The organism is Streptomyces sp. MJM8645, assembly GCF_001625365.1.
Classification (GTDB): domain Bacteria; phylum Actinomycetota; class Actinomycetes; order Streptomycetales; family Streptomycetaceae; genus Kitasatospora.
The window spans coordinates 5,152,501-5,171,767 of sequence record NZ_LJJF01000001.1 but is presented as its reverse complement, the minus strand read 5'-3'; the positions used below and the strand labels follow the sequence as shown (position 1 = coordinate 5,171,767).

At 70.3% G+C, this 19,267-nt stretch carries 13 protein-coding genes and 2 rRNA genes; 8 read left to right on the top strand and 7 right to left on the bottom strand.

Going from position 1 to position 19,267, the window contains the following annotated elements; genetic code table 11:
* Positions 1-60 precede the first annotated feature (60 nt).
* Complete coding sequence (locus A6F73_RS22255; protein ID WP_063349398.1) at positions 61-1,776, top strand: bifunctional 3'-5' exonuclease/DNA polymerase; 1,716 nt, start codon at positions 61-63, stop codon at positions 1,774-1,776.
* Positions 1,777-1,810: 34 nt separating this feature from the next.
* Here the strand turns inward: A6F73_RS22255 and dhaM are convergent, their stop codons facing one another.
* Positions 1,811-2,203: a dihydroxyacetone kinase phosphoryl donor subunit DhaM gene (gene dhaM / locus A6F73_RS22250; RefSeq protein WP_063349397.1), complete on the bottom strand. Its 393-nt coding sequence runs from the start codon at positions 2,201-2,203 to the stop codon at positions 1,811-1,813.
* A gap of 157 nt (positions 2,204-2,360) precedes the next feature.
* On the opposite strand from dhaM, the gene dhaK reads away from it, so the two are divergent.
* Positions 2,361-3,356 carry a dihydroxyacetone kinase subunit DhaK gene (gene dhaK / locus A6F73_RS22245; RefSeq protein ID WP_063349396.1) on the top strand — a complete coding sequence of 332 codons (996 nt, stop codon included), beginning with the start codon at positions 2,361-2,363 and terminating at the stop codon, positions 3,354-3,356.
* Positions 3,357-3,369: 13 nt separating this feature from the next.
* Complete coding sequence (gene dhaL, locus A6F73_RS22240; RefSeq protein ID WP_063349395.1) at positions 3,370-4,020, top strand: dihydroxyacetone kinase subunit DhaL; 651 nt, start codon at positions 3,370-3,372, stop codon at positions 4,018-4,020.
* A gap of 66 nt (positions 4,021-4,086) precedes the next feature.
* Here the strand turns inward: dhaL and A6F73_RS22235 are convergent, their stop codons facing one another.
* The gene (locus tag A6F73_RS22235; protein ID WP_244293462.1) at positions 4,087-5,259 is read right to left on the bottom strand and encodes a PP2C family protein-serine/threonine phosphatase; all 1,173 of its coding nucleotides are present in this window, start codon (positions 5,257-5,259) and stop codon (positions 4,087-4,089) included.
* Between the two features lie 160 nt (positions 5,260-5,419).
* Here A6F73_RS22235 and A6F73_RS22230 point away from each other — a divergent pair, with 160 nt between their 5' ends.
* The 3 genes from A6F73_RS22230 (at position 5,420) to A6F73_RS22220 (ending at position 9,107) form a co-directional block, all read left to right on the top strand.
* The gene (locus A6F73_RS22230; RefSeq protein ID WP_079135889.1) at positions 5,420-6,358 is read left to right on the top strand and encodes a PrsW family glutamic-type intramembrane protease; all 939 of its coding nucleotides are present in this window, start codon (positions 5,420-5,422) and stop codon (positions 6,356-6,358) included.
* A 38-nt stretch (positions 6,359-6,396) separates the two neighbouring features.
* A complete protein-coding gene (locus A6F73_RS22225) occupies positions 6,397-6,726 on the top strand; it encodes a heavy-metal-associated domain-containing protein (RefSeq protein ID WP_347878549.1) in 330 nt (109 codons plus the stop codon).
* An 86-nt stretch (positions 6,727-6,812) separates the two neighbouring features.
* On the top strand, positions 6,813-9,107 hold the full coding sequence (locus tag A6F73_RS22220; protein ID WP_079135888.1) for a heavy metal translocating P-type ATPase: 2,295 nt from the start codon (positions 6,813-6,815) through the stop codon (positions 9,105-9,107).
* Positions 9,108-9,202: 95 nt separating this feature from the next.
* On the opposite strand, the gene A6F73_RS22215 is transcribed toward A6F73_RS22220, so the two are convergent.
* The 3 genes from A6F73_RS22215 to A6F73_RS22205 all read right to left on the bottom strand — a co-directional run bounded on the left by A6F73_RS22215 (position 9,203) and on the right by A6F73_RS22205 (position 14,208).
* Complete coding sequence (locus tag A6F73_RS22215; RefSeq protein ID WP_063349393.1) at positions 9,203-9,922, bottom strand: SDR family oxidoreductase; 720 nt, start codon at positions 9,920-9,922, stop codon at positions 9,203-9,205.
* Between the two features lie 536 nt (positions 9,923-10,458).
* Entirely contained in the window at positions 10,459-11,748 is a 1,290-nt protein-coding gene (locus A6F73_RS22210; protein ID WP_063349392.1) for a citrate synthase, read from the bottom strand.
* Positions 11,749-11,973: 225 nt separating this feature from the next.
* On the bottom strand, positions 11,974-14,208 hold the full coding sequence (locus A6F73_RS22205; protein ID WP_063349391.1) for an ATP-dependent RecD-like DNA helicase: 2,235 nt from the start codon (positions 14,206-14,208) through the stop codon (positions 11,974-11,976).
* A gap of 206 nt (positions 14,209-14,414) precedes the next feature.
* On the opposite strand from A6F73_RS22205, the gene A6F73_RS22200 reads away from it, so the two are divergent.
* Entirely contained in the window at positions 14,415-15,206 is a 792-nt protein-coding gene (locus A6F73_RS22200; RefSeq protein ID WP_063349390.1) for a VOC family protein, read from the top strand.
* 90 nt (positions 15,207-15,296) lie between these two features.
* A complete protein-coding gene (locus A6F73_RS22195; RefSeq protein WP_063349389.1) occupies positions 15,297-15,749 on the top strand; it encodes a GNAT family N-acetyltransferase in 453 nt (150 codons plus the stop codon).
* Positions 15,750-15,845: 96 nt separating this feature from the next.
* Here the strand turns inward: A6F73_RS22195 and rrf are convergent.
* Both rrf and A6F73_RS22185 read right to left on the bottom strand, forming a co-directional pair.
* Positions 15,846-15,962: ribosomal RNA gene (gene rrf / locus A6F73_RS22190) — 5S ribosomal RNA — on the bottom strand.
* An 87-nt stretch (positions 15,963-16,049) separates the two neighbouring features.
* Positions 16,050-19,170 (bottom strand): 23S ribosomal RNA (locus A6F73_RS22185).
* Positions 19,171-19,267 lie beyond the last annotated feature (97 nt).

The window sequence follows — 19,267 nt, the reverse complement described above, 5'->3', positions numbered from 1 at the left end:
ACCGCACACCCGTGCCCGTACCCGCACGCCAGAACAGCGCGCCGGAGAGGAGACGCCCCCGTGGCACCCAGGACGGCCCTCGCCCCCGACCCGCACGGCCCCGGCGGCCGGCTCCAGCCGCTCGACGACGCCGGCACCCCGCTCGGCCCGCCCGAGAAGGTCCCCGACCTCGCCGCCGCCGTCGCCGCCCGGGAGGCCGCCGAGCACTCCCGTTGGGTGTGGGCCGCCACCGACAGCGCCTACGCGCCGCTGCTGCCCCGGCTGCCCGACCGGCTCGCCCGCTGCCACGACCTGCGCCTGGTCGAGGCCCTGCTGCTGGCGCACGAGGGCCGGTTCGGCGCGCCGCGCTCGCTCGGCGCCGCCTGGTCCCGGCTGCGCGGCCTGCCCGTCCCGGACGACCTGCCCGAGCCCGGCTCCGCCGAGGCCGACGACGGGCAGGACACCCTGTTCGCGCCCGACCGGCTGCAACTGCCGCCCGGCGCCGACCCGCTGACCGCCGTCGTCGCCGTCCACGCCGAGCAGCAGCGCCGGCTCGCCGCGATCGCCGACCCGGCCGCCCGGCACCGGTTCCGGCTGCTGGTCGCCGCCGAGTCCGCCGGCGCACTCGTCGCCGCCGAGATCGCGTACGACGGGCTGCCCTGGCGCGCCGACGTCCACGACCAGCTGCTCACCGAACTCCTCGGCCCCCGCCCGACCGTCCCCGGCGCCCAGCCGAGACTGCTCGCCGACCTCTCCGTCGAACTCCAACAGGCCCTCGGCGGGCGCCCGTTCAACCCCGACTCGCACACCCAGGTGCTGCGCGCCTTCGCCGAGAACGGCATCCAGCTCGGCTCCACCCGCTCCTGGGAGCTCAAGGGCGTCGCCCACCCGGCCGCCGCGCTGCTGATCCGCTACAAGGAGCTGTCCCGGATCCACGCCGCGCACGGCTGGGCCTGGCAGGACGCCTGGGCCCGCGGCGGCCGGTTCCGGCCCGAGTACGTGGTCGGCGGCGTGGTCTCCGGACGCTGGGCCAGCCGCGGCGGCGGCGCACTGCAGATCCCGCGCATCCTGCGCCGCGCCGTCGTCGCCGACCCGGGCTGGCTGCTGGTCGTCGCCGACGCCGCCCAGTTGGAGCCCCGGGTGCTCGCCGCCCTCTCCCAGGACGCCGGGCTGGCCCGCACCGCCGCCGGCGGCGACCTGTACGAGGCGCTGGCCGCCAACGCCTTCCAGGGCGACCGCGACAAGGCCAAGCTCGGCCTGCTCGGCGCCATGTACGGGCAGACCAGCGGCGACATCGGCCCGCTGCTGAACACCCTGCGCCACCGCTACCCCGCCGCGATGGGCTACGTCGAGGCCGCCGCCCGCACCGGCGAGGACGGCGGGGTGGTCGCCTCCCGGCTGGGCCGGGTCTGCCCGCCCGCCTCCGCCGAGTTCCTCGACCTCACCGAGGCCCCCGACACGGCCGGCGAGGCCGGCGGCCGGCAGGCCCGCGCCCGCGGCCGCTTCACCCGCAACTTCGTCATCCAGGCCAGCGCCGCCGACTGGGCACTCGCCCTGCTCGCCGCCCTGCGCCGCCGGCTGGGCGAGCTGCCGACGGCCGGCCCGGCGGAACGCCCGCACCTGGTGTTCTTCCAGCACGACGAGGTGATCGTGCACACCCCGGCCAACCTCGCCGACGAGGTGGCCGCCGCGGTCGCCGAGGCGGCCGACGAGGCCCGCCGTCTGGTGTTCGGCGACACCCCGGTCCGCTTCCCGCTCACGACGGCGGTGGTGGACTGCTACGCCGACGCCAAGTAGCCGCCCCCTCTTCCCGGTCTCCGGCCCCGCGGCTTCACAGCTTCCGGAACGAGCGGGCCTCCTCGGCCGCCGCGACCACCTCCGCCAGCGCCGCCCCGGTCGAGGCGGTGACGGCGGCCGCCACCGCGCCCTCCACGAACGGCGCGTCCACCAGCCGCACGCCCGGGCGCGGCTCGTCCTCCAGCACCGTGACGGCGGTGAGCACCGAGCTGCCGAGGTCCGGCAGCACGACCACGCCCGCCCCGCCGTCCGCCTCGGCGACGGCCCGCGCGATCAGGTCGTAGCTGGTGCCGAGCCCGCCGTCCTCCGTACCCGCCGCGCACACCACCCGCACGCCGCCCGGGGCGAGTTCGGCGAGCAGCTCGCGCAGCCCGGCGGCCAGTCGGGCGCTGTGCGAGACCAGGACGATACCCACGTGTTCGCTCATGCGCCCGACCCTACGACCGACCCCGCGGCCGACGCTGCTACTCCGGGAGAGTGACGCGAATCCCGCGTGTCGCACCCCGTGCCCACCACCCCCGTCTGGCGTAGCGTCGGGGCAGCAGCGTCCACGGCCGACGACCCGCACAAGGGAGCGAAGAGCGTTGAAGAAGCTGATCAACACCCCGGAGAGCGTCCTGGAGGACGCGTTGGCCGGAGTCGCCGCCGCCCACCCCGAGCTGACGGTGGACATCCCCAACCGGGTGATCACCCGGGCCGCCCGCCCGGCCGGGCCCAAGGTCGCGGTGATCTCCGGTGGCGGCTCCGGCCACGAGCCGCTGCACGGCGGCTTCGTCGGCCCCGGCATGCTGGACGCCGCCTGCCCCGGAGAGGTCTTCACCTCCCCGGTACCGGACCAGATGCTGGCCGCCGCCAAGGCCGTGGAGAGCGGCGCCGGCGTCGTCTTCATCGTGAAGAACTACACCGGCGACGTGATGAACTTCGAGCTCGCCGCCGAACTCGCCGCCGAGGAGGGCCTGGCGGTCCGCACCGTCCTGGTCGATGACGACGTCGCGGTCGAGGACTCCACCTGGACGGCCGGCCGCCGCGGCACCGGGGCGACCGTCCTGGTCGAGAAGGCCACCGGAGCGTTGGCCGAACGCGGCGCCCCGCTCGACGAGGTGGCCGCCCTGGGCGAGCGGGTCAACGCCGCCTCCCGCTCCTTCGCCATCGCGCTCACCGCTGCCACCACCCCGGCCGCCGGCAAGCCCGGCTTCGACCTGCCCGAGGACGAGATCGAGGTCGGCGTCGGCATCCACGGCGAGCCCGGCCGTCGCCGCGAGAAGCTGCGCCCGGCCCGCGCGCTGGCCGCCGAGGTGGTCGACACCATCCTCGCCGACCACCACCTGGCCCCGGGCGACGAGGTGATCGCCCTGCTCAACGGCCTCGGCGCGACCCCCCTGCTGGAGCTGTACATCGCCTACGGCGAGGTCGCCGCCCGGCTCGCCGAGCGCGGCATCACGGTGGCCCGCAGCCTGGTCGGCAACTACGTCACCAGTCTGGACATGGCGGGCTTCTCGCTCACCCTCACCAAGGCCGACCCGCAGCTGCTGGAGCTGTGGGACGCGCCCGTCGACACCCCCGCCCTCAAGCGGGCCTGAGCCGGGAGACGTCATGGACTTCGACACCCCCCTCGCCGAGGCCTGGGTCCGCGCGATCGCCGCGGCCGTCGAGAAGGAGCAGGGCCGGCTCACCGAGCTGGACTCGGCGATCGGCGACGGCGACCACGGCAGCAACCTCCGGCGCGGCTTCTCCGCCGCCCTGGCCGCCCTCGACGGCCTCCGGCCGGCCGGCCCGGGCGCGGTGCTCACCAAGGTGGGCAGCACGCTGATCTCCAAGGTCGGCGGCGCCTCCGGCCCGCTCTACGGCAAGGCCTTCCGCGCGATCGGCGCCGCCCTGCCCGATCCCGCCCTGGCCGACCCCACCGACCCGGCCGGCCCGGCCGCCGTCGCCGAGGCACTGGCGGCCGGGCTGGACGCCGTCCGCACCCTCGGCAAGGCCGTGCCCGGGGACAAGACCATCGTCGACGCCTACACCCCGGCCGTCGCCGCCTTCCGTGCCGCGGCCGGCGCCGGGGCCACCCTCCCCGAGGCGGCGGCCGCCGCCGCCGAGGCCGCCGACCAGGGCGCCCGCGACACCGTCCCCCTCCAGGCCCGCAAGGGCCGCGCCTCCTACCTCGGCGAGCGCAGCATCGGGCACCAGGACCCTGGCGCCACCTCCACCGCCCTCCTCTTCCGCGCCCTCGCCGACGTCACCGCGTCCTGAGGCACCCTCCTCCTCGCGCGGACGCCCGCGCGGGGAGGATGAGGAGGATGGGGAGGAGGCCGGCCCTCAGCCGTCCGTCCTGGCGATCAGCAACAGCAGGGCGTCGTCCCGCAGTTCCCCGCCCGTGTGCGCGAGCAGGTCCGCGTACACCCGCCCCACCGCCGCCTCCAGATCCCCCTCCGACCGCGTGGCGCCCCGCACCAGCGGCCCGACCCGCTCCGCCAGCGGGTAGAACTCCCCGCTCTTGCGGTGCCGCGCCTCGACCACCCCGTCCGTGCAGAGCACCAGCACGTCCTCCGCCCCGAACGGCTGGTCCCAGCTGGCCGGTTCGCCCGTCGCCAGCCGTCCGAGGCCGAGCGGCACCCAGGGGTCGGGGGCGTCCAGCACGTGCGCCCGCCCGTCACCGTCGACCCGGATCGGCGGGACGTGCCCGTACTGCAGCAGTTCCATCACCCCGGGCGTGCGGAACTCCGCGAACAGCGCGGTGGTGAACTCCCCGTCCGGGACGTGCCGCTCGACGCTGGCCTCGATCCGCGCCGCGACGCCCCGCAGCCCGGCCTCGTCGTACGCGGCCTCCCGGAACGCGCCGAGCACCACGGCCGCGGTCTGCACGGCGGAGAGCCCCTTGCCCCGGACGTCCCCGACCGCGACCCGGGTGCCGTGCGGCGTCTCCAGCACCGAGTACAGGTCCCCGCCGATCCGTGAGGCGTCGGCCGCCGACACGTACCGGACGGCCAGCCGCAGCGGCCCGACGGCCGGCCCGGGCAGCCGCAGCAGGGCCCGCTGGGCGGCCTCGGCGACGGAGCTGACGGCCGCGAAGGCCGCCGCGCGCCGCATCCGGATCTTGGCGACCCAGGCGGAGAAGAGCGTCAACACGGCATAGCTGACCATCGCACCGTAAAGGAAGCGCGCGTCGTTGATGTTGTCGACCTCGTCGTAGTGGCTGAGCCCGAAGACCGCGAGCAGGCCGAGCGCGCAGACGGCGAGCAGTTCGCCCGGTCTGAGGGTGAGCGCGGCGGCGGCCGGGACGACGGTCATCAGCGGTGCCAGGTAGCGGTCCTTGCCGGAGAGGAGGTCAGCGAGTGCGACCAGGAGCACGGCGAGCAGCGCCGGGCTGGCCCGCCGCCAGAACGGCACGTCCTGGAGGTCGGCGGCCAGCAGGGCGCCGCGCCGCCGGTCCGGCGGCAGCCCGGCGGCGCTGGGGGCCGAGGGGGACTGGGCACGGCGGGTCGGGAACACATACCGAACATAAGGGACGTTCGCGGCACCCACCCGCCCGCCTACCGCGTTTCCGTCTGCCGCGATCGCCGCCCCGCCGCACGGGCGTCCCGATCGCCCCTAAATGCCCCATTTGTCATACAGTTCGACCAAAGCGGCTACCCCGAGGAGGCCCTGACCGGTGTCCGGCTACCGCAACACCCCCCGCATCTCCGACGCCCCGGCCCGCACGACGGCCACGTCCGACCACTGGCTGAGGGTCTTCGCCGTCGGCCTGCTGCTCTGGGGCGCCACCGTCGTCGTCACGTTCCTCACCGGGAACAGCAACCTCGTCCCGACGATCGTGCTGCTCGGCAGCTTCCTGGTCCCGGCCACCGTGGTGATCTGGGCCTACGAGCGCTACGCCGGCGACCTCGGCCCGGACCGGATCTTCGCCTGCTTCGGCGTCGGCGGCATCATCGGCGTCCTGGGCGCCTCGGTGCTGGAGAGCTACCTGGTCTCGCCCTCGGCCTCGATGTACGTCGCCGTCGGGCTGATCGAGGAGGCGGCCAAGCTGGCCGCCCTGGTCATGGTGAGCCGCCGACTGCGGGTCAGCGGGCTGCGGCACGGGCTGGTGCTCGGCGCCACCGTCGGCGCGGGGTTCGCCGCGTTCGAGAGCGCCGGGTACGCGTTCAACGCCGTGCTGAGCATCCAGGGGCTTTCGCTCGAGGACCTGGTCGAGACGGAGATCCTGCGCGGGGTGCTCGCGCCGGTCGGCCACATCCTGTGGACGGCGATCGTCGGCGGGGTGCTGTTCAGCGAGCGCCGCGGCGGGCGGTTCCGCTTCACCACCCCGGTCGCCGTCACCTACCTGGGCGTATCGCTGCTGCACGCGCTCTGGGACAGCACGAGCGGCATCGCCGTCTGGCTGGTCGCCAAGACCACCGCGAGCTCCTGGCAGCGCGCCCTGTTCGGGCTCGGCCACATGCCCGACCCCACCAGCGAGCAGGTACACCTGTACACCCTCTACGACACGGCCGGACTGCTCGTGGTCTCCTTGGGCGGGCTGCTCTGGCTGCGGCTGCTGATCCGGCGCGAGCGCGCGCCGATCCCGGCCCAGCTCCCGGCCTCCCCGGCCTGAGGCGGTCCGGCGCATACGCTCGACCGGCGCACGCGTCCGTGACGCGCGCCACTTCACCCACCCCTCCCGGAAATACCCCTGAGGGGTATGGTGTTGTCAGAGTAGAGCCCGGGCCGACGCCCGGGGCGCCACACCTCCCGGAGGCCCGGATGTCCAGCACCACCACCTACACCGTGACCGGCATGAGCTGCGGCCACTGCGAGAAGGCGATCAGCGAGGAGCTCTCCGCCCTCACCGGCGTCACCGAGGTCGCCGCCGACTCCAAGGCCGGCACCGTGACGGTCTCCTCCCTCGCCCCGCTGAACGACGAGCAGGTCCGCAGCGCCGTCGACGAGGCCGGCTACGAACTGGTCGGCCGCAGCGCCTAGGCCCCCTGTACGCCCGGTACGGCGGGGCCTGGGCAGCGGACCCCGCCGTACACCCCCACCGAGGAGCTGCCGAGGAGCCGATCCGCATGAGCGAGCGAAGCGAACTGGTCACCACCGCCCCCGGCGTCCAGGGCACCCCCGGGATCCGGGACCGGGTCGAGCTGTCGATCGGCGGCATGACCTGCGCCTCCTGCGCGACCCGGATCGAGAAGAAGCTCAACCGGATGGACGGCGTCGAGGCCACCGTCAACCTCGCCACCGAGAAGGCCCGGGTCGACTACGGCCCCGGGGTGACGGTCGAGGACCTGATCGCCACGGTCGAGCGCACCGGCTACACCGCCGAACTCCCGCCGCCCCCGGCCCCCACCCTCCCGACCGGCGCCGACGCCAGTACCGGTACCGACACCGCCGACCCGCTGTACGACCGGCTGCTGATCAGCGCCGTCCTCAGCGTCCCGGTGGTCATGCTGTCGATGATCCCGGCCCTCCAGTTCGCCAACTGGCAGTGGCTCGCCTTCGCCCTCACCGGCCCGGTCGTGGTCTACGGCGGCCTGCCGTTCCACCGCGCCGCCTGGACCAACCTCAAGCACGGCGCCGCGACCATGGACACCCTGGTCTCGCTCGGCACCCTGGCCGCCTTCGGCTGGTCGTTCTGGGCACTGTTCTGGGGCCACGCGGGCCTGCCCGGGATGCACCACGACTTCTCACTGGCGATCGGCGACACCGACGCCTCCTCCACCCTCTACCTGGAGACGGCCGCCGCCGTCACCGTGCTGATCCTGCTCGGCCGCCACCTGGAGGCCCGCTCCAAGCGCCGGGCCGGGGCCGCCCTGCACGCCCTGCTCGACCTCGGCGCCAAGGACGTCACCGTGCTGCGCGGCGGGGCCGAGGTCCGGATCCCGGTCGGCGGCCTGGCCGTGGGCGACCGGTTCGTGGTGCGGCCGGGCGAGAAGATCGCCACCGACGGCGTGGTGGTAGAGGGCGGATCGGCGGTGGACGCCTCGATGCTCACCGGCGAGTCCGTACCGGTCGAGGTCGGCGTCGGCGACCAGGTCACCGGCGCCACCGTCAACGCCGGCGGCCGGCTGGTGGTCGAGGCCACCCGGATCGGCGCGGACACCCAGCTGTCCCGGATGGCCCGGCTGGTCGAGGACGCGCAGAACGGCAAGGCCGCCGCCCAGCGCCTCGCCGACCGGATCTCCGCCGTCTTCGTCCCGATCGTCATCCTGCTCGCGCTCGCCACCCTGGTCGGCTGGCTCCTGGCCTCGGACAGCCCCACCGAGGCGTTCACCGCCGCCGTGGCCGTGCTGATCATCGCCTGCCCGTGCGCCCTGGGCCTGGCCACCCCGACCGCGCTCATGGTCGGCACCGGCCGCGGCGCCCAACTGGGCATCCTGATCAAGGGCCCCGAAGTACTGGAGACCACCCGCCGGGTGGACACCGTCGTCCTGGACAAGACCGGCACCGTCACGACCGGCCGGATGGCCCTGCTCGCCGTGCACACTGCCGAGGGCGTCGACGAGACCGAGGCACTGCGCCTGGCCGGCGCCCTGGAGCACGCCTCCGAGCACCCGATCGCCGCCGCCATCGCCACCGCCGCCGCGGAGCGGACCGGCGCGCTGCCGCCGGTCGAGGACTTCCGCAACCTCCCCGGGCGGGGCGTGCAGGGCGTCGTCGAGGGCCGGACGGTGGTCGCCGGGCGCGAGGCCCTGCTCGCCGACCGGGCCCAGCACCTGCCGCCCGTCCTGGCCCGCGCCAAGGCCGCGGCCGAGGCGGCCGGGCGGACCGCGATCGCGGTGGGCTGGGACGGCGAGGCCCGGGCCGTCCTGGAGGTCGCGGACGCGGTCAGGCCGACCAGCGCCGAGGCGATCGCCCGGCTGCGCGCGCTGGGTCTGCGTCCGGTGCTGCTGACCGGCGACAACCGGGCGGTCGCCGAGGCCGTCGCGGCCGAGGTCGGCATCGCCCCGGCGGACGTGGTCGCCGAGGTGCTGCCCGAGGACAAGGTGGAGACCGTCAAGCGGCTCCAGGCCGAGGGCAAGGTCGTGGCGATGGTCGGCGACGGCGTCAACGACGCGGCCGCCCTCGCCCAGGCCGACCTGGGCCTGGCCATGGGCACCGGCACCGACGCCGCGATCGAGGCCGGCGACCTCACCCTGGTCCGCGGCGACCTGCGCTCGGCGGCCGACGCCATCCGGCTCTCCCGCCGCACGCTCGGCACCATCAAGGGCAACCTGTGCTGGGCCTTCGGCTACAACGTGGCAGCGATCCCGCTGGCCGCCGCCGGGCTGCTCAACCCGATGGTCGCCGGCGCCGCGATGGCCTTCTCCTCGGTCTTCGTGGTCACCAACAGCCTGCGGCTGCGCCGCTTCCAGCCCGCCTGACCCGCCCGCGCGACGCGGAAGGGCCCGGACCGCCAGGTCCGGGCCCTTCCCTGCGTCAACGCGCCAAAGCACCACCGTGTCAACGCGTCACCGCGTCAACGCCCGAGCAGCTCGCCGCCGTTGCAGTGCAGGATCTCGCCGGTGATGAACCCGGCCTCGGGCGAGGCCAGGAAGTAGACCGCGGCCGCGACCTCACCGGTCTCCCCGATCCGGCCCAGCAGGGTGCGGGCCGCCCGGCGGGAGACCTCGGCCTCGTCCAGCCGGGGGCCGAAGAACTCGGTGCCGGCCACCGTCCCGGGCGCGACGATGTTGGCGGTGATCCCGGAGGTACCCAACTGGGCGGCCAGGAAGTGGTTCCAGGCGTGCAGCGAGGCCTTCGCCGCGCCGAACGAGCCGGCCCCGCGCAGGGCGGCGATCGAGCTGATGGTGACCACCCGGCCGGCGCCGGGGGTGAGCCGGTCCCGGATCGACTCGGTGAGCAGCACCACGGTCAGCACGTTGCGCTCGAAGTCGCCGCGCCAGCGGGCCAGCAGGGCGTGCGGCCCGGCGCCGATCACGGTCTCCCGGCTGCCGGCGTTGTTGACCAGGACGTCGATCCGCTCGGGCAGTTCGGCGAGCGCGGCCTCGACGGCATCGGGGTCGGCGAGATCGCACACCAGCGGGGTGACGTTCGGCCCGAGGTCCGCCGCGGCCTTCTCCAGGACCGCGCGGCGGCGGCCCACGATCACGACCCGTTCGCCCGCCTCGGCGAACCGCCGCGCGACTTCGTACCCGATTCCCGTGCCACCGCCGGTGACAACGACGTTCCTGGCCATCTGCGCACTCCCTCCCCAGCTCCGCCGCCACGCTGCGAGGGTGCGGGACGGTCCGTACCGGAATGCCACGATTCCTATCACGCTCGGTTGCCGTGACTGCGGGGAGGGTGACGTCGCGCGCGCGGGAACGTGTGATATGGGCTCGGCATGAGGTGCACACGGAGCGTGGCGAGAGGCAGCTCACACCCCCCGGGCGTAACTTCTCGCACCCTGATACGTCTTAGGTTGGTAGTGCGGCAGTTTTCCGATGAGCGGGGACGCGACGAACGGCAATGCGTCCCCGCGCTTCCACCGACTGCCGCCGACGGGGCTCCGGCGGGCCCCGGGACGGTCGTCGACCTTGACGGCCTTCGCGCACGACGCCGGGGTTGCGGCGGGTCAGGGACGCTTTGAGCGGCCGTCCCCGGCTTCGGCCCGGCCCCGGAGTCGTGCGCCGTACGGTTCCGCCCCCGCGCGGGCGCCCACCCGGGCCCACCGCACGGGGACGCGGAAGGGCCCGGCCGCCAAGTGGCGACCGGGCCCTTCCGGGTGCAGCGTCAGCGGTCGCCGAGGGCGACGTAGTCGCGGATCTCGACGCCGGTGTAGATCTGGCGCGGACGGCCGATCCGGCTGGTCGGGTCGTTGATCATCTCGTGCCAGTGGGCGATCCAGCCCGGCAGCCGGCCGAGGGCGAACAGCACGGTGAACATGCTGGTCGGGAAGCCCATGGCGCGGTAGATCAGGCCGGTGTAGAAGTCCACGTTCGGGTAGAGCTTGCGCGAGATGAAGAAGTCGTCCTTGAGGGCGTGCTCCTCCAGCTTGAGCGCGATGTTCAGCAGCTCGTCGTTCTTGCCGAGCTGGCCGAGGACCTCGTGCGCGAGCAGCTTGACCTGCGCGGCGCGCGGGTCGAAGGCCTTGTAGACGCGGTGGCCGAAGCCCATCAGCTTGACGCCGGCTTCCTTGTTCTTCACCTTCGTGATGAACGCGTCGACGTCGCCGCCGTCCTTCTGGATGCTCTCCAGCATCTCCAGCACGGCCTGGTTGGCGCCGCCGTGCAGCGGGCCCCAGAGCGCCGAGATGCCCGCCGAGATCGAGGCGAACAGGTTGGCGTGGCTGGAGCCGACCAGGCGCACGGTGGAGGTCGAGCAGTTCTGCTCGTGGTCCGCGTGCAGGATGAGCAGCTTGTCCAGGGCGTTGACGATCACCGGGTTGAGCTCGTAGTCCTCGGCGGGGACGGCGAAGGTCATCCGCAGGAGGTTCTCGACGTAGCTCAGGTCGTTGCGCGGGTAGACGAAGGGCTGGCCCATCGCCTTCTTGTACGCGTAGGCGGCGATCGTCGGCAGCTTGGCGAGCAGGCGGACGGTCGACAGGTGGCGCTGGCCGGCGTCGAACGGGTTGTGGCTCTCCGGGTAGAACGTGGAGAGCGCGCCGACCACCGAGGACAGCATGGCCATCGGGTGGGCGTCCCGCGGGAAGCCCTGGAAGAAGCGCTTGACGTCCTCGTGCAGCAGGGTGTGCTGGGTGATCTCGCGGTTGAACTCGGCCAGCTGGTCCGCGTTGGGCAGCTCACCGTTGATCAGGAGGTACGCGGTCTCGATGAAGCCGCCCTGCCCTGCGAGCTGCTCGATCGGGTAGCCGCGGTACCGCAGGATGCCGTTGTCACCGTCCACGAAGGTGATCGCGGACTTGTACGCGGCGGTGTTACCGAAGCCGTTGTCCAGGGTGACCAGGCCGGTCTGCGGGAGCAGCTTCGAGATGTCGAAGCCGGCGTTGCCCGCAGTGCTCTCGACGACGGGGTACTCGTACTCGCCGTCCTGGTACCGCAGTACTACCGAGTTGTCGCTCACGTCTTCCTCACCGACGAAATGAATCCTCTTCCAAGGTGCCCTGACTGTCTCTACCATCCCCCATCTGGAGGACAGCCGCGCACCCGGGGTGGCCCGAAAGGGCCCGCCCCTACAAAACCTGCTGCCGCAGCCGGTACGAACCGGACAAGATCGGCACCACCCTAGGCTCTGCCGTAAATCTCTTCACGTCAAGAGAACATTAGAGGCAACCATCCTGTTGGATAATCATCCAGTTGCCAGTCGATGATCGAGCGCCGCATGCCGTCGACCTGCACTGACGGTCCGCACGGCCTGGGCGATCGCCTTCCGTGACCCCACCAGTACCACCAGTTTCCTTGCCCTGGTCACAGCGGTGTAGAGCAGGTTTCGCTGGAGCATCGTCCAAGCGGACATGGTGACCGGAATCACCACCACTGGGTACTCGCTCCCCTGTGAGCGGTGGATCGTGACCGCGTACGCGTGGGCCAGCTCGTCCAGTTCGTCGAAGTCGTACGGCACCTCCTCGTCCTCGTCGGTGAGCACCGTCAACCGCTGGTCGTCCACGCTGAGGGCGGTCACCACTCCCACTGTGCCGTTGAAGACCCCGTTGCGCCCCTTGTCGTAGTTGTTGCGCACCTGCGTGACCTTGTCCCCCACCCGGAACGTGCGCCCGCCGAACCGCCGCTCCGCCAGCCCCTCCCGGGCCGGCGTCACCGCCCCCTGGAGCAGCGTGTTCAGGTTCCCCGCCCCGGCCGGACCCCGGTGCATCGGCGCCAGCACCTGGACGTCCCGCCGCGGGTCGAAGCCGAACCGCTGCGGGATCCGCCGCGCCACCACGTCCACCGTCAGACCGGCCGCCAACTCCGCGTCGTCCTCCGCGAACAGGAAGAAGTCCGGCAGACCGTCCGTCAGCGGTGGCCGCCCCTCGTTGATCCGGTGCGCGTTCGTCACCACCCCCGACTGCTGGGCCTGCCGGAAGATCCTGGTCAGCCGCACCGACGGGATCGGGCCGCCCTCCGCCAGCAGATCCCGCAGCACCTCGCCGGCGCCCACCGACGGCAGCTGGTCCACGTCCCCCACGAACAGCAGGTGCGCCCCCGGCGGCACCGCCTTGACCAGCTTGTTCGCCAGGATCAGATCCAGCATCGAGGCCTCGTCCACCACCACCAGATCGGCGTCCAGCGGCCGGTCCCGGTCGTACGCGGCGTCCCCGCCCGGTTTCAGCTCCAGCAGCCGGTGCACCGTCGAGGCCTCCGCCCCGGTCAGCTCCGCCAGCCGCTTCGCCGCCCGCCCGGTCGGCGCCGCCAGCACCACCTTCGCCCGCTTGGCCAGCGCCAGCGTCACGATCGACTTCACCGTGAACGACTTGCCGCAGCCCGGACCACCCGTCAGCACCGCAACCCGCTCGGTCAGCGCCAGCCGCACCGCCTGCTCCTGCTCCGGCGCGAGATCGGCCCCGGTACGCTTGGCCAGCCACTCCAACGCCACCGGCCAGTCCACCCCGCCGAACCACGGCATCCGGTCGGAATCCGAACGCAGCAACCGCAGCAGCTGGTTGGCCAGCGAGATCTCCGCCCGGTGGAACGGCACCAGGTACACCGCGGTGATCGCCTCGCCCGCCTCCCCCGGCACCGACTCCCGCACCACCCCCTCCGCCGCGACCAGCTCCGCCAGGCAGTCGATCACCAAGCCCACGTCCACCTGCAGCAGCTTCACGCCGTCCGCGATCAGCCGCTCCTCCGGCAGGTAGCAGTGCCCCTGGTCGCTGCTCTGCGACAGCGCGTACTGCAGCCCCGCCTTCACCCGCTCCGGGCTGTCGTGCGGGATCCCCACCGCCTGGGCGATCCGGTCCGCCGTCAGGAAGCCGATCCCCCACACGTCCGACGCCAGCCGGTACGGCTCGTTCCTCACCACCCCGATCGAGGCGTCCCCGTACTGCTTGTAGATCCGCACCGCGAGCGAGGTCGACACCCCGACCCCCTGGAGGAAGACCATCACCTCCTTGATGGCCTTCTGCTCCTCCCAGGCCGCCGCGATCTTCTTCGTCCGCTTCGGCCCCAGCCCCGGCACCTCGATCAGCCGGCCCGGCTCGTGCTCGATCACCTCCAGGGTGTCCACCCCGAAGCGCTCCACGATCCGCTCGGCGAACCGCGGACCGATCCCCTTGATCAGCCCCGAACCCAGGTACCGCTGGATGCCCTGCACCGTCGCCGGCAGCACCGTCGTGTAGTTCTCCACCGTGAACTGCCGCCCGTACTGCGGATGCGAGCCCCACCGCCCGTGCAGCCGCAGCGACTCCCCCACCTGGGCTCCCAGCAGCGCGCCCACCACCGTCAGCAGGTCGTTCCCGCCCCGGCCGGTGTCCACCCGGGCCACCGTGTAACCGGTGTCCTCGTTGGCGTACGTGATCCGCTCCAGCACGCCCTCGACCTGCGCGAGCTGGCGCGGCGCCTCCTGCCCCGACTGCGCCTGCCTGGCCACCGGGACCCCCTTCGACCAGTACGGGTGGACCTTTCGTTACGCACCGTACCGCCCGGCCACGACAAGCCCGCACCCGCGCCCGACCGCCCCCGCGGCAGGAGCGCCCCCGGGCCCCTGCCGTGCAGCGCCCCCGCCGAGGTGCCAGGCTGGGACGGGCAGGGGGGCACGATCGCGCCCGTCCGGGCCCCGTCCGAGGAGCAGTGCCCATGCTCAACACCGCCTTCCGCCCCGGCTCCCCCGACTGGCTCGACCTGGGCAGTCCCGACACCCGGGCCTCCGTCGACTTCTACACCGCCCTGTTCGGCTGGACCTTCGACCCGGCCGGCCCCGAAGCCGGCGGGTACGGCTTCTTCCAGCTCGACGGCCGGACGGTCGCCGCCCTCGGCCCGCTCGCCGAGGAGGGCTCCCTGCCCGCCTGGACGCTGTACTTCGCCACCCTCGACGCCGACCGCACCACCGAACTCGTCGAACAAGCCGGCGGGCACGTCCGGTTCACCCCCTTCGACGTCTTCACCGCGGGCCGGATGGCCGGCTACACCGACCCGACCGGCGCCGAGTTCGCCGTCTGGCAGCCGCACGACACCCGCGGCCTGGAGGTCGTCAACGAGGAGGGCAGCCTCTGCTGGGCCGAGTGCTACAGCGTCGACGCCGAACGCGCCAAGACCTTCTACCGGACCGTCTTCAGCTGGCAGGAACAGGACGTGCCACTCGAAGGCACCTCCTACACCGTCCTCACCCCCGCCGGCGCCGGCAGCGACGACGCCCACGGCGGCATCATGCAGCTCGGCCCCGAACAGACCGCCCGCGGCACCACCTCGCACTGGCTCCCCTACTTCGAGGTCCCCAACGTGGACGCCAGCCTCGCCATCGCCGACAAGCTCGGGGCCACCGTGCGGATCCCCGCCATGGACGTCCACGGCGTAGGCCGCCTCGCCCAGTTCCACGACCCGCACGGCGCCGTCTTCGCCGTCATCACCAGCGCCAAGCCCGGGGAGTGACGGCAGATCACCCCCGAGAAGGGGCGTGAGGGGGCTCTACGGGCAGCGGCGGCGGGGGTACGGGAAACAGGGCGCGCCTATCCTCTGATCATGACTGACCTGACGATCCGCAGGGCCACCGCGGAGGACCTGCCGGCGATAGTGGCCCTGCTCGCCGACGACGCCCTGGGTGCCACCCGCGAGAGCCCCGACGACCTCACGCCGTACCGTGCCGCCTTCGCCCGCGTCGACGGCGACCCGCACCAGCACCTGGTCGCCGCCGAGCGCGCCGGCCGGACCGTCGGCACCCTGCAGCTGACCGTGATCCCCGGCCTCTCCCGGAAGGGCTCCACCCGGACCGTCATCGAGGCCGTCCGCATCCACGCCGACGAGCGGGGCAGCGGCCTCGGCACCGAACTGATCCAGTGGGCGATCGAGCGTTCCCGCGAACTCGGTGCCGACCTCGTCCAGCTCACCTCCGACGCGACCCGCACCGACGCCCACCGCTTCTACGAGAAGCTCGGCTTCGTCCCGTCGCACGTCGGATTCAAACTCCAGCTCTGAGGCCTTCCCCAGCTCTGAGACCTTGAAGTCCCAAAGCCCCGGAAACGCAGAGAACCCCCATCCGGTTTCCCGGATGGGGGTTCTCTGTGAATGATTGTTCGGCGGCGTCCTACTCTCCCACAGGGTCCCCCCTGCAGTACCATCGGCGCTGTAAGGCTTAGCTTCCGGGTTCGGAATGTAACCGGGCGTTTCCCTCACGCTATGACCACCGAAACACTATGAAACTGTCAACCGCACCAACCCCGTAGCCAAACGGGTTGGGGTCGTTGTTTCAGAACAACACAGTGGACGCGAGCAACTGAGGACAAGCCCTCGGCCTATTAGTACCGGTCAACTCCACCCCTCACAGGGCTTCCATATCCGGCCTATCAACCCAGTCGTCTACTGGGAGCCTTACCCTCTCAAGGAGGTGGGAGTGCTCATCTCGAAGCAGGCTTCCCGCTTAGATGCTTTCAGCGGTTATCCCTCCCGAACGTAGCCAACCAGCCATGCCCTTGGCAGGACAACTGGCACACCAGAGGTTCGTCCGTCCCGGTCCTCTCGTACTAGGGACAGCCCTTCTCAACACTCCTACGCGCACAGCGGATAGGGACCGAACTGTCTCACGACGTTCTAAACCCAGCTCGCGTACCGCTTTAATGGGCGAACAGCCCAACCCTTGGGACCTACTCCAGCCCCAGGATGCGACGAGCCGACATCGAGGTGCCAAACCATCCCGTCGATATGGACTCTTGGGGAAGATCAGCCTGTTATCCCCGGGGTACCTTTTATCCGTTGAGCGACGGCGCTTCCACAAGCCACCGCCGGATCACTAGTCCCTACTTTCGTACCTGCTCGACCCGTCAGTCTCACAGTCAAGCTCCCTTGTGCACTTACACTCAACACCTGATTGCCAACCAGGCTGAGGGAACCTTTGGGCGCCTCCGTTACTCTTTAGGAGGCAACCGCCCCAGTTAAACTACCCACCAGACACTGTCCCTGATCCGGATCACGGACCCAGGTTAGACATCCAGCACGACCAGAGTGGTATTTCAACGACGACTCCACAACAACTGGCGTTGCTGCTTCAAAGTCTCCCACCTATCCTACACAAGCCGAACCGAACACCAATATCAAGCTATAGTAAAGGTCCCGGGGTCTTTCCGTCCTGCTGCGCGAAACGAGCATCTTTACTCGTAATGCAATTTCACCGGGCCTATGGTTGAGACAGTCGAGAAGTCGTTACGCCATTCGTGCAGGTCGGAACTTACCCGACAAGGAATTTCGCTACCTTAGGATGGTTATAGTTACCACCGCCGTTTACTGGCGCTTAAGTTCTCAGCTTCGCCTGGACGAATCCAAGCTAACCGGTCCCCTTAACGTTCCAGCACCGGGCAGGCGTCAGTCCGTATACATCGCCTTACGGCTTCGCACGGACCTGTGTTTTTAGTAAACAGTCGCTTCTCGCTGGTCTCTGCGGCCACCCCCAGCTCTGACAGCAAGTGCCGTCACCAGGAATGGCCCCCCTTCTCCCGAAGTTACGGGGGCATTTTGCCGAGTTCCTTAACCATAGTTCACCCGAACGCCTCGGTATTCTCTACCTGACCACCTGAGTCGGTTTGGGGTACGGGCCGCCATGAAACTCGCTAGAGGCTTTTCTCGACAGCATAGGATCATCCACTTCACCACAATCGGCTCGGCATCAGGTCTCAGCCTCAATGAGTGACGGATTTGCCTATCACTCGGCCTACACCCTTACCCCGGGACAACCACCGCCCGGGCTGGACTACCTTCCTGCGTCACCCCATCGCTCACCTACTACAGACTTGGTTCAGCGGCTCCACCACGTCCCTTTGTCCGAAGACTCCGGGCCGGCTTCACGGCCTTAGCATCACCTGGTTCAGCGTTGGCGCTTCAAAGCGGGTACGGGAATATCAACCCGTTGTCCATCGACTACGCCTGTCGGCCTCGCCTTAGGTCCCGACTTACCCTGGGCAGATCAGCTTGACCCAGGAACCCTTGGTCAATCGGCGCAAGAGTTTCCCACTCTTGTATCGCTACTCATGCCTGCATTCTCACTCGTATACCGTCCACGACTGGTTTCCACCGCCGCTTCACCCGGCACACGACGCTCCCCTACCCATCACAGCAGGCGTTGGCCCTATATGCTGCAATGACACGACTTCGGTGATGTGCTTGAGCCCCGCTACATTGTCGGCGCGGAATCACTTGACCAGTGAGCTATTACGCACTCTTTCAAGGGTGGCTGCTTCTAAGCCAACCTCCTGGTTGTCTCTGCGACTCCACATCCTTTCCCACTTAGCACACGCTTAGGGACCTTAGTCGGTGTTCTGGGCTGTTTCCCTCTCGACCATGGAGCTTATCCCCCACAGTCTCACTGCCACGCTCTCACTTACCGGCATTCGGAGTTTGGCTAAGGTCAGTAACCCGGTAAGGCCCATCGCCTATCCAGTGCTCTACCTCCGGCAAGAAACACGTGACGCTGCACCTAAATGCATTTCGGGGAGAACCAGCTATCACGGAGTTTGATTGGCCTTTCACCCCTAACCACAGGTCATCCCCCAGGTTTTCAACCCTGGTGGGTTCGGTCCTCCACACGGTCTTACCCGCGCTTCAACCTGCCCATGGCTAGATCACTCCGCTTCGGGTCTTGGGCATGCAACTCAGACGCCCTATTCGGACTCGCTTTCGCTACGGCTACCCCACACGGGTTAACCTCGCTACACACCGCAAACTCGCAGGCTCATTCTTCAAAAGGCACGCAGTCACGGCCCACCAGCAAGCTGATGAACGACGCTCCCACGGCTTGTAGGCACACGGTTTCAGGTACTATTTCACTCCGCTCCCGCGGTACTTTTCACCATTCCCTCACGGTACTATCCGCTATCGGTCACCAGGGAATATTTAGGCTTAGCGGGTGGTCCCGCCAGATTCACACGGGATTTCTCGGGCCCCGTGCTACTTGGGAGTTTCTCAAACGAGCCGTACAGATTTCGTCTACGGGGGTCTTACCCTCTACGCCGGACCTTTCGCATGTCCTTCGACTACCCATACGGTTTCTGACTCGCCGACCGGCCGGCAGACCGGTCAAGAAAAATCCCACGACCCCGCGATGGCAACCCCTGCCGGGTCTCACACCATCACGGTTTAGCCTCATCCGGTTTCGCTCGCCACTACTCCCGGAATCACGGTTGTTTTCTCTTCCTGCGGGTACTGAGATGTTTCACTTCCCCGCGTTCCCTCCACACTGCCTATGTGTTCAGCAGCGGGTGACAGCCCATGACGACTGCCGGGTTTCCCCATTCGGAAACCCCCGGATCAAAGCCTGGTTGACGGCTCCCCGGGGACTATCGTGGCCTCCCACGTCCTTCATCGGTTCCTGGTGCCAAGGCATCCACCGTGCGCCCTTAAAAACTTGGCCACAGATGCTCGCGTCCACTGTGCAGTTCTCAAACAACGACCAGTCACACACCCTCAACACCCCGAAGAGCGCATCAGATGAGGCCGGCATCCTAGAA

Coding starts and splice junctions, on each gene's coding strand:
- A6F73_RS22215 (WP_063349393.1), bottom strand. CDS start 9,922: ATGGCCAGGAACGTCGTTGTCACCGGCGGTGGCACGGGAATCGGGTAC.
- A6F73_RS22195 (WP_063349389.1), top strand. CDS start 15,297: ATGACTGACCTGACGATCCGCAGGGCCACCGCGGAGGACCTGCCGGCG.
- A6F73_RS22220 (WP_079135888.1), top strand. CDS start 6,813: ATGAGCGAGCGAAGCGAACTGGTCACCACCGCCCCCGGCGTCCAGGGC.
- dhaM (WP_063349397.1), bottom strand. CDS start 2,203: ATGAGCGAACACGTGGGTATCGTCCTGGTCTCGCACAGCGCCCGACTG.
- A6F73_RS22200 (WP_063349390.1), top strand. CDS start 14,415: ATGCTCAACACCGCCTTCCGCCCCGGCTCCCCCGACTGGCTCGACCTG.
- dhaL (WP_063349395.1), top strand. CDS start 3,370: ATGGACTTCGACACCCCCCTCGCCGAGGCCTGGGTCCGCGCGATCGCC.